At 71.1% G+C, this 6,423-nt stretch carries 6 protein-coding genes, 1 tRNA gene and 1 pseudogene; 2 read left to right on the forward strand and 6 right to left on the reverse strand.

What is annotated here, in order from left to right; genetic code table 11:
- Nucleotides 1–13: 13 nt before the first annotated feature.
- From AB0F15_RS30045 to AB0F15_RS30060, 4 genes are all read right to left on the reverse strand, one after another.
- Entirely contained in the window at nt 14–1,330 is a 1,317-nt protein-coding gene (locus tag AB0F15_RS30045) for a histidine kinase (protein ID WP_360277429.1), read from the reverse strand.
- Nucleotides 1,331–1,429: 99 nt separating this feature from the next.
- A complete protein-coding gene (locus tag AB0F15_RS30050) occupies nt 1,430–2,290 on the reverse strand; it encodes a DNA-formamidopyrimidine glycosylase family protein (protein WP_360277432.1) in 861 nt (286 codons plus the stop codon).
- 25 nt (nt 2,291–2,315) lie between these two features.
- On the reverse strand, nt 2,316–2,756 hold the full coding sequence (locus AB0F15_RS30055) for a DUF983 domain-containing protein (RefSeq protein ID WP_360277434.1): 441 nt from the start codon (nt 2,754–2,756) through the stop codon (nt 2,316–2,318).
- 118 nt (nt 2,757–2,874) lie between these two features.
- The gene (locus AB0F15_RS30060) at nt 2,875–4,437 is read right to left on the reverse strand and encodes a sigma-70 family RNA polymerase sigma factor (protein ID WP_360277436.1); all 1,563 of its coding nucleotides are present in this window, start codon (nt 4,435–4,437) and stop codon (nt 2,875–2,877) included.
- 188 nt (nt 4,438–4,625) lie between these two features.
- Between AB0F15_RS30060 and AB0F15_RS30065 the strand changes: the two genes are divergently transcribed.
- Nucleotides 4,626–4,698 (forward strand) — tRNA-Gly (locus AB0F15_RS30065).
- A 152-nt stretch (nt 4,699–4,850) separates the two neighbouring features.
- On the opposite strand, the gene AB0F15_RS30070 is transcribed toward AB0F15_RS30065, so the two are convergent.
- Nucleotides 4,851–5,252 carry an immunity 7 family protein gene (locus tag AB0F15_RS30070; RefSeq protein WP_360277439.1) on the reverse strand — a complete coding sequence of 134 codons (402 nt, stop codon included), beginning with the start codon at nt 5,250–5,252 and terminating at the stop codon, nt 4,851–4,853.
- A gap of 33 nt (nt 5,253–5,285) precedes the next feature.
- A complete protein-coding gene (locus tag AB0F15_RS30075) occupies nt 5,286–5,825 on the reverse strand; it encodes a DUF2716 domain-containing protein (protein WP_360277442.1) in 540 nt (179 codons plus the stop codon).
- Between the two features lie 133 nt (nt 5,826–5,958).
- Between AB0F15_RS30075 and AB0F15_RS30080 the strand changes: the two are divergent.
- Nucleotides 5,959–6,423: pseudogene (locus AB0F15_RS30080) on the forward strand (hypothetical protein); the annotation flags it as partial.

Below are 6,423 nucleotides of genomic sequence, written 5' to 3' on the forward strand. Positions count from 1 at the left end.
AGGCTAGCCGGATTCAGCCCATGGGGAGGATGCCGGAGCGCGTGCCGTTGACGCCGTTCACGTCGGCGCCGTTCAGCTGGGCCGGGCCGCCCTGGGCCGGGACGTCGGCGTCGTCGTCGGCGCTGTAGTCCGGCATGTTCGGCCGGACGCCCGGGACGAACTTGGGCACCCGCAGCGTCACCTTCATCCCGGCGCCGGGCGCGGTCTCGACCATCACCGCGTAGTCGCTGCCGAAGACCTGCTGCATGCGCTGGCTGATGTTGCCGAGCCCGACGTGCGCGCCGGTGCTGTGCGCGTCCTTGACGTCCTTCAGCCGCCGCGGGTCCATGCCGATGCCGTCGTCCTCGACGCTGATCAGCGCTTCGGTGCCGTAGTCCTGCGCGATCACCGTGACGCAGCCGCCGCTGGGCTTGCTGGCGAGGCCGTGCTTGACGGCGTTCTCCACCAGCGGCTGGATGATCAGGAACGGCACGACGACGCTGAGCACCTCGGGCGCGATCTTCATCCGCACCTCGAGCCGGCCGCCGAAGCGGGCGTTCTCGATGGTCAGGTAGCGGTCGATGTTGCGCAGCTCCTCGGCGAGCGAGGTGAACATGCCCGACGTCCGGAACGAGTAGCGCGTGAAGTCGGCGAAGTCCTGAAGCAGCTCTCGCGCCTCTTCGGGGTCCGTGCGGATCAGCGCGGAGATCGTGTTGAGCGCGTTGTAGACGAAGTGCGGCGAGATCTGCGCCCGCAGCGCCTTGATCTCGGCCTGCTGGAGCTGCTGCTTCGACTCGTCGAGCCGGGAGAGCTCGAACTGGGTGCAGACGAACTGGGCGACGGCATCGGCCATCTGCACCAGCCGCCCGCGGGTGCGGCCGACGACGATCAGCGCCGCCTCGGTCTCGCCCTCCACCAGCAGCGGCACGATGACCGCGGTCTTCATCCGGCAGGTGCCGCGGTGGTTGCACGGCATCCGGTCGTGCGCCACGACCTCGCGCCGGTGCTTGCGGATCGCCGCCCCGATCGCGTCGACGAGGTCGACGTAGTGCTCGTTCGCTTCGCCGTCCCAGGACAGCAGCGTGCCTTCGCTGTCGGTGATGCCGACGGCGACGCAGTCGAGCATCTGCAGCAGCTGCGTGGTGATCTTGTCGGCGGCGTCCTCGTCCAGGCCGGAGCGGAGGTTCGGCGCCGCTTTCGACATCCGGTGCACCGCCTGCAGCATGGCGTCCTCCACCACGCTGGCCGGCCTGCGCTGCTTGAAGAGCAGCACGACCACCGCGACGGCGAGCAGCACCGCGATACCCCACGGGACGATCTGCGCAAGCGGGAACCCGGACACGGCGTCCATGCTCTGCGCTCGACCGACCGGGTGCAAGACCTGTTCCCACTTTCTGTCCAACTGCGCTCACCGAGGGTTGAAGAGACCCTACCGAGCGTCCCGAAGCCGCTACTTCAGCAGCCGTGACATCCGGCGGTCGGCGAGCGGTTTCCCGCCGGTCTGGCAGGTGGGGCAGTACTGGAACGATTTGTCGGCGAAGGATATTTCGCGGATCGTGTCGCCACAGACCGGGCACGGCAGCCCCGTCCGCGCGTGGACCCGCAGGCCCGACCGCTTCTCCCCCTTCAGCCGGGCCGCCTTCTGCCCGACCGAGCGCTCGACGGCGTCCGTCTCGATCTCGTGGATCGCCTCGGCGAGGGTTTCCAGCGCCCCTTCGTCGAGCTTGCCGATCGTGGCGTACGGCGAGAGCTTCGCGCGGTGCATGATCTCGTCGGAGTAGGCGTTGCCGATCCCGGCGATGAGCGACTGGTCGGTGAGCGCCCACTTCAGCCGGGTGTTCTTCCCGGAGAAGAGGTCGCGCAGCTGCGCGGCGTCCACCGCGAGCGCGTCCGGACCGAGCCGCGCGACGCTCGCGATCTCCTGCGGATCCTTGACGATCCACACCGCGAGGCCCTTCTTCGTGCCCGCTTCGGTGAGGTCGAAGCCCGGCCCGGTGGCGGACTCGAGGTGCACCCGCAGCGAGATCGGCCCCTTCCCCGGTTTCAGCGGGGCTGCGGCGAGGCCGTCGGACCAGCGCAGCCAGCCCGCGCGGGCCAGGTGGACGACCAGGTGCAGGTCACCGGCCACGACGTCGAGGTGCTTGCCGTGCCGGGTCGCGCCGGTGATCTCGCGGCCGTGCAGCTCCGTCCACGGCGGCATCGCCGTCTTCAGCACGCTCAGCGAGGCGACGTCGATCCGGAAGATCGTCTGCCCCACGGCGTTTTCGCGCAGGTGGTGAGCCAGCGCTTCGACCTCGGGTAGCTCGGGCATGGCCTCATTGTCCTACTCGATCGTCCTACTCGACCGGGTGCAGCGGCCCGTCGAAGTCGGGCAGCGAGTGCCGCTGGATGGTCTTGGAGATCTTCTTGACCTCGCCCTGCACGGTGAACATGCCGCGGATGGTGCCGACCCAGCGCTCGGACGGCCGGTCGCCGGTCACGTCGCCCTCGGTCTCCGCGACCACCGTCCACGGACGGCGCAGGATCCACCGCAGCGGGAAGAACAGCACCACGAGCAGCAGCGCCAGCAGCACCCACGCCGGGACGTTGACCTGGTCGGGCGTCCACACGACGAGGATCACGGCCAGCAGCACGGTCACCACGATCATCGCGATGCCGGGCCCGTAGCTGCCCGCGACATCGTGCTCGAAGTCGTCGGCCGTCGCCGGCGCGCGCCATTCCATCTGGGCACGGACCACCCAGTCGCGGCCGTCTTCGCCGCGTACCAGCCGGTTCATTCAGTTGCCTCCCAGTGCGCCCGCAGGGGGAGCGAACACCAGAACGGTACCTTGCCCAGGCTCACCCGCGCGAGGGAGGAACCGGACATCTCGCGCGCTGAAACCCGATCACCGCTGATCAAGAACCCGATGGCGCAGCCGAATCCGGCTCCGCCGGTTCCCCCGACCCGGTGACGGCGGACGCGCTGCTCGGGCACGGCTTCCCCGAAGTCGGCGTCACCGTGGTCGACGGCTCGGTCTTCGGGTCCGTCGTCGACGGGTCCGACGGCTCCGTGATCGGCGGCTCGTCTTCCTTCGGCGCCGGCTGGCCGTCCGGCGCCGCGCCGGGGCGGCCGGTCGGCGACAGTGCGGGAGCCTCGGCTTCCTCCGGCACGGTCGCGGCGGTGGACTCGGTCGTCATCGTCAGCTGGGGCTTCGACGTGTCCAGCCGCGGCGACGTCGCCGGGTGATCGGGCGTGAGGAAGGTCGAGGACGCCAGGTCTTCCCGCGGGACCGGCTGGTCGGCCGGACCGACCGCGTTCCCGGCCGGGACGTCCCCGGCGACGGGCAGGCCGGGCACCTCGTTCGCGGCGACCGGCCGGGCGCCGCTACGCGACCGGGCCGGGACCGCGGCCCCGGTGCCGCGGCCGTTGAGCACGCCGATGCCGATCCGCGGCTCCGCCTGCGGGGGCGGCTGGTGCGGCGGCTCCGGCGGCGGCACCACCACGAGCTCGGGCGCACCCCCGGTCAACCCGGCTTCCAGCACCGGCCCGGCCCCGAACAGCACGGGCCCGGCCGCAACGCCGACGGCGCCCACGGCGGCGGTCGACGCCAGCGCGAGCCCGATCTTGACCTTCGAACCGACCAGGACGCCCTTGATCGTCGCGCCGAGCCCGGCCAGCGCCCCGCCGCCCGCCGACGCGGCGGCCGGCACCGCCAGCAGCAGCACCCCGGCGTGCGCGCGCAGCGACGAACAGACGTCGCGCAGCTCGTCCTGGGTGGCGCGGCACGACGGGCAGCCGAGCAGGTGGGCCTTGATCCGCTCGGCTTCGGCGCCGGTGACGCTGCCCGCGGTGAACCCGCCGAGCTTTTCGACGACCGCGCGGCACGAGTCCGGCCCGCGATTCACCGAAAGGTGTGCCTGCAGGTACGCCGCTCGAAGGCCTTGGCGGGCCCGGCGGGCCAGCGCCGCCGTCGCGTTCGCGCTCAACCCGAAGTGGGGCGCGACCATGGCGGGCTGCTCACCCTCGACCTCGGTCTGCCACAGCACCGTCCGCCACCGCTCCGGCAGGCTGGTGAACGCGGTCGTGATCAGCGTGTGCTCGGCCGTGCGGGCGTGCGTGTCCGCACCCGCCCCGGCCCGGAAGGTCAGCTCGTCGTCGGAAACCGGGACGTCCCGGCGGGCACCGTGCCACTCCCAGGACACCCGGCGGGCGACGGTCAGCAGGTAGGCGCGGACGTAGTCCCGCGGGCCGGCACCCCGGCGGAGGGCCTGCAACACGCGGAAGAACGTCTCCGCGGTGATGTCTTCGGCCTCGGACCGGTCGGCCGCCAGGCTCTGCGCAAGCCTCCGGACCGCGGCGGCGTGCAGCTCGAACAGCTCCCCGAACGCGGCGTCCTCACCGCTGCGAAGCCGGTGCAGCAGTGCCTGCTCGTCGGATTCCGAGGCCGCTGGTGGCGGCGCCGTGCCCAGCTCGGTCATCCGGCCCGGCACCTCCTCCCCGAAGGTCTCCCCATTCGGTCGAATGGAGACACCATACGGAGGGAATCAGCCGTCGTCACCCCTTGTACGCCAGCTGTGACACCGAAGCACCGGCTCCGGACCCGAGGGGGACCCGGTGACCGGGCCGCCACGCGGTCGGTATAGAGTTCTCCCATCAGCAAGACAACGCGGATGTAGCGCAGCTGGTAGCGCATCACCTTGCCAAGGTGAGGGTCGCGGGTTCGAATCCCGTCATCCGCTCAGGGTCGAAGGGGCTATGTCGGCAGAAAACGCCGACATAGCCCCTTCGCCATTTCACCCGGGGGCCCGAGCCCCCGGACCTCCACGGTGCGGTCGTCGGACTTTGCGCGGGGGCCCTGGTCCTTGTTGATCCAGGTCGGCGTGGGGGCGGGTCAGAGCTCGTAGGTGTCGAGGATCGTGGGGGCCACCGGGGTCAGGTGGGTGTCTTCGCGCTCGGTCACCTGGCCGCGGGCCATCCGGTAGACGCGGAAGTCGTTGTCGTGCTCGGTGTCCTGGTCGTCAAAGACGTGGAGGAGACCGTACGAGCCGGGAGCCAATTCACCTGCCCGGGTGAAAAGGTCCAGCAGTTCCGGGCCCAGGCTGCCGCCGTGCTTGTCGAAGCCGCCGAAGTGGAGCATCGGCATCCCCGCGCTCCAGCGGAGGTCGACGAGGTCGAAGTCGCCGGCGTCGCGGATCGCGCGGTGGACGCGGTCGACCAGGCGTTCCAGGAGCGCCGCGTCGTCATCGCCGCTCGCGGTCGCCTGGATGGTCACCCAGCCGTGATATTCGAACACCAGCAGAACGGTAGCAAGAGATCAACCAGCGGCTCAGCGGGCCAGCGCGGACGGCTTCCCGTCACGGCGCAGGACGTTCGCCAGCACCCCTTCGCCGGCCCGCTCGAACGCCGGCACCAGCTTCTCGCCGAACACGCACAGCGTCCGCTCCCACGGGTGCCCGAGCGTGCCGTAGGAGAAGTCCGCGGCCAGGAACAGGTGGTAGTCCGCGCGCGGGAACACCGGCACCGGCCAGCGGGCGCCCTCGGACATCAGGTGCGGGCGGATCCGGTAGGACTGGTGCTGCCAGTGCAGCGCCCACATCCAGTCGTCCGGGCCGCAGACCTCGCGGAACGCGGCCAGCGCGATGGCCGCGACCTGGCGCTCCTCGACCGCGTACGGACCCAGGCGGAACTCCGCCGAGGCGCGGTCCAGGTTCCCGGGCGAAAGGTCCCACGTCCGCGACGGCGCCGGCTCCCGGAACCCCGGCCAGGCGTGGGCGTAGGTGCTCGGCCAGAACGCCAGCTTGTCGTACACCCAGTACCAGGCGGGCTCGTCGACGACACGGGAGACGGCTTCCCAGGCAGCATTCACTGTTTCGACCTCAAGTTGGCCAGGCACGGAAGAACACGCGAAAGCTTCGTGTTCGCCCTCCGGTTTGTCCAGTCCTCGTCCGCCCCCCGCGAACTGTGTCACTCATCCGGGTGGGTTCTGCCAAGTTGTCACCATGAGAGCCCTCTTCGTCCACGGTGCGTTCGTCCGCGACGGCGCGGGGTGGTGGCAGCCGACGGCCGACGTGCTCGCCCGGCACGGTCTGCGCAGCTCAGCGGCGGTGCTGCCCCGCTGTGAGGGCGATCCGCGCGGTGACCTGTACGCCGACGACGGGGCCGCAGCCCGCCTCACCGTCCAGAACGAAGGGGTGTTCGGCCAGCCGGTGACCCGGGCGACGTGGCGGGAGGTCCCGTCGACCTACGTCGTCTGCGGCGAAGACCGCGCGACCCCGCCGGAGACGCAACGGGCCCAAGCGGCGCGCGCGACCGACGTCGTCGAGCTGCCGGTGGCGCACCACCCGTTCGACACCCGGCCCCGACCTGGTGGCCGAGGTGCTGCTCGACGGCTGAGCCCGGCGGTGCAGGCCGTGGAAACCGGTCGCGAGGTAGAACACCGTGCCGAACGGGCCGGACGGGATCGT

It is taken from the genome of Amycolatopsis sp. NPDC026612 (assembly GCF_040638285.1).
Taxonomy (GTDB): domain Bacteria; phylum Actinomycetota; class Actinomycetes; order Mycobacteriales; family Pseudonocardiaceae; genus Amycolatopsis.

Excerpts from the sequence above, each read along its gene's own strand:
- AB0F15_RS30055 (WP_360277434.1), bottom strand. The coding sequence starts at position 2,756 with ATGAACCGGCTGGTACGCGGCGAAGACGGCCGCGACTGGGTGGTCCGT.
- AB0F15_RS30045 (WP_360277429.1), bottom strand. The coding sequence starts at position 1,330 with ATGGACGCCGTGTCCGGGTTCCCGCTTGCGCAGATCGTCCCGTGGGGT.
- AB0F15_RS30050 (WP_360277432.1), bottom strand. The coding sequence starts at position 2,290 with ATGCCCGAGCTACCCGAGGTCGAAGCGCTGGCTCACCACCTGCGCGAA.
- AB0F15_RS30060 (WP_360277436.1), bottom strand. The coding sequence starts at position 4,437 with ATGACCGAGCTGGGCACGGCGCCGCCACCAGCGGCCTCGGAATCCGAC.